Source organism: Allobosea sp. CER48 (genome assembly GCF_044752385.1).
GTDB lineage: Bacteria > Pseudomonadota > Alphaproteobacteria > Rhizobiales > Beijerinckiaceae > Allobosea.
In genome coordinates, this window is record NZ_JBIWYK010000464.1 from 1 (window position 1) to 2,381 (window position 2,381).

At 68.9% G+C, this 2,381-nt stretch carries 2 protein-coding genes; both read left to right on the plus strand.

Features of this window, described 5'->3' with window-relative positions; translation table 11 throughout:
* A partial coding sequence (locus ACIPIA_RS14405; RefSeq protein WP_400510538.1) for a sensor histidine kinase occupies positions 1-966 on the plus strand: 966 nt, incomplete at its 5' end.
* Positions 963-2,330 (plus strand): sigma-54-dependent transcriptional regulator, encoded by a 1,368-nt coding sequence (locus ACIPIA_RS14410; protein ID WP_400510539.1) that lies wholly within the window; start codon positions 963-965, stop codon positions 2,328-2,330. The genes ACIPIA_RS14405 and ACIPIA_RS14410, both read left to right, overlap by 4 nt.
* Positions 2,331-2,381: the final 51 nt, after the last annotated feature.

The window sequence follows — 2,381 nt, forward strand, 5'->3', positions numbered from 1 at the left end:
CCCGTCGTTGCGGCGATCGTAAGCGGCCGCACGCAATCGCAGGCACTCGTTGCGCTTGTGCTGATGCCGGGGGCCGCGCTCGCCGCTTTCGCCCTGCGCCGCCGGCAGCGCAACCTCGTCCGCCGCGAGGCCGACGCACGCGCGAAGGCAGAGCTCGAAGATCGTGTCGCCGAGCGCACGGCGGAGCTGGCCGGCGCCAATCAGCGCCTCATCGCCGAGATGGCGAAGCGGACCCGAGCCCAGGAACGCCTGTCCAATCTCCGGGAGGACCTCGCCAAGGCCAATCGCCTCGCGACGCTCGGCCAGATCACCGCCGGCGTCGCCCATGAGGTCAACCAGCCGCTTGCGGCACTGCGTACCTATGCCGAGAACGCCCGCGCCTTCCTGAAGCGCTCCGAGTCCGCCGAAGCCGATGGAGCGCTGGTCCGGATCGTCTCGCTGACGGACCGGATCGGCGCGATCACCGAGGCCTTGCGCGGCTTCGCGCGGCGCGGCAAGGAGCCGCTCGCTCCGGTTCCCGTCAACACCGTCATCGACGGCGCGCTGACCCTGCTCGAAGGCCCGTTGCGGCAGGCCGGCGTGACACCGCTCGTCACCATTCCACCGGTCCCTGTCGTCGTCATCGCGCGCCCGATCGAGCTCGAGCAGGTGCTGGTCAATCTGCTCCGTAACGCGATCGAGGCCTTGCTCGAGGGCAGCGACGGCGGAGCGCCGGCGCTGGCCGTGACCATCACGTCGCGTGGCGACCGGGTCGAGATCGCGATCGCCGATCGCGGCCCCGGCCTGTCGGAAGAGGCGCTGGCCCAGCTTTTCACCCCGTTCAGCACGACCAAGCCGAAAGGGCTGGGGCTCGGACTGGTGATCTCGCAGGACATGATCACCTCGTTCGGCGGCACCTTGACTGCGACGAGCCGGCCGGGCGCAGGCGCACGCTTCGTCATCGATCTCGAAAGGGCGGCTGCATGAGCGACCCCTCCGCCTCCATCGCGGCGATCGAGGTCTCCTTCGTCGATGACGACCCCGATCTGCGCGATGCCAATGTGCAGGCGCTGCGCCTTGCCGGCTTCCGGGCGATGCCGCTCTCCTCCGGCCAGGCGGCGCTCCAGCATATCGGGCCGGACTATGCCGGGATCGTCGTCACCGATATCCGCATGCCCGGCATGGACGGGATCGAGCTGTTCCGGCGGCTGCGGGAACTCGATCCCGATATTCCCGTCATCATGATCTCCGGCCATGCGGATATCGACATGGCCGTCGGCGCGATGAACGAGGGCGCCTACGACTTCATCGCCAAACCCTATTCAGGCGAGCGGCTCGTCGAGACCCTGCGACGGGCTGCCGAAAAGCGCGCCCTTGTCCTGGAGAACCGCCGGCTGCGGGCGCTGGCGCAAGAGGGCGAGGAGGAATCCTCGCTGCTCGGAGAGACGCCGGCCATAACGCGCCTGCGCCAGACGATCCGCGAGCTCGCCGATGTCGATGTCGACGTGCTGGTGCTCGGCGAGACCGGCACTGGCAAGGAGGTCGTCGCCAGCCTTCTGCACCGGCTCGGGCGGCGGCGCGACAAGCCCTTCGTCGCGCTGAATTGCGGCGCCCTGCCCGACAGCGTCATCGAAAGCGAGCTCTTCGGTTACGAGCCCGGCGCCTTCACCGGCGCGCAGAAACGACGCATCGGACGCATCGAGCATTCCAGCGGCGGCACGCTGTTTCTCGACGAGCTCGAAAGCATGCCGCCGTCGGCCCAGGTCAAGCTGCTGCGCGTGCTGGAGATGCGCGAGATCGCGCCATTGGGCTCGAACGACCTGCGCCGCGTCGATCTCAGGGTCGTGGCCGCGACCAAGGCCGATCTCGGCGATCCCGCGCAGCGGCGCGGCTTTCGCGAGGACCTGTACTACCGCCTCAACGTCGTGACGCTGCGCATCCCCCCGCTGCGCGAGCGCCGCCGCGACATCCCCCTGCTCTTCACCCGTTTCCTGGCGCGAGCGGCCGAAAAATATCGCCGCCCGGTACCCGCGCTGGATCGCCGCGTGGAGCGACATCTCGTCGAGAACGACTGGCCGGGCAACGTCCGCGAACTCGTGCACTTCGCCGAGCGGGTCGCGCTCGGCCTTACGGGTGACCTTTCGCCGACGACCGGGCAAATGGGCGACAGCGATCAGCCGAGCCTGCCCGAGCGCCTCAACGCGGTCGAAGCCACGCTTATCCGGGAAGCGCTGCAAGCCTCTCAGGGGGATGTCCGTGCTGCTCTGGAGAGGTTGGGCATCCCGCGCAAGACTTTCTACGACAAGCTCGCGCGGCACGGCATCGACCGGGCCGAGTACCTGCCGCGCTGAGACTCGGTTTCGCGCCGATCAAAGCGCCTGCCGGCGCGGCATGCCGGCCTG

Coding starts and splice junctions, on each gene's coding strand:
- ACIPIA_RS14410 (WP_400510539.1), top strand. CDS start 963: ATGAGCGACCCCTCCGCCTCCATCGCGGCGATCGAGGTCTCCTTCGTC.